This window comes from Vibrio sp. 10N.222.48.A3 (assembly GCF_041475345.1).
GTDB lineage: Bacteria > Pseudomonadota > Gammaproteobacteria > Enterobacterales > Vibrionaceae > Vibrio > Vibrio tasmaniensis_A.
Genome location: NZ_JBFRVX010001622.1, coordinates 1 through 401, shown reverse-complemented (window position 1 = coordinate 401; position 401 = coordinate 1). Strand labels below are relative to the sequence as shown.

1 pseudogene is annotated in these 401 nt (G+C 33.2%); it reads right to left on the bottom strand.

Features of this window, described 5'->3' with window-relative positions:
- A pseudogene (locus AB4653_RS28085) lies at window positions 1-330 on the bottom strand (hypothetical protein); the annotation flags it as partial.
- Window positions 331-401: the final 71 nt, after the last annotated feature.

The following is a 401-nucleotide window of genomic DNA, read 5'->3' as shown; positions in this document are numbered from 1 at the left end:
ATCATCAACATGTGAAACAAGCTTGAAAACACTAGCAACTTGAGAACTAATTCTTTGCATAGTACATTCCAACCCATTGCTCAAATAATTTACCTGATTCTGGCTATAGTCAGATGTAACTGCATTAAACCTTTCATCCCAGTTATTAGGATTTTCTATCAAGAAATTATCACTAACGTAAAAGTTTGATGCTAAAAATTCCAAAATCCGACTTTTACCGGCACCATTTTTTCCAGTCATAACACTAATTAAGTTCTTCCCAGAATTTGAATATTTTGACAACTCAAACTCTTTACCTTCAATAGTTACTTTACGAATTTGGAACGTCACGCTAGACCTTTAGAGTTGATATTTTGGCACATTATATTCAATCTATCACAGTGACACTAGGTTATTAAACG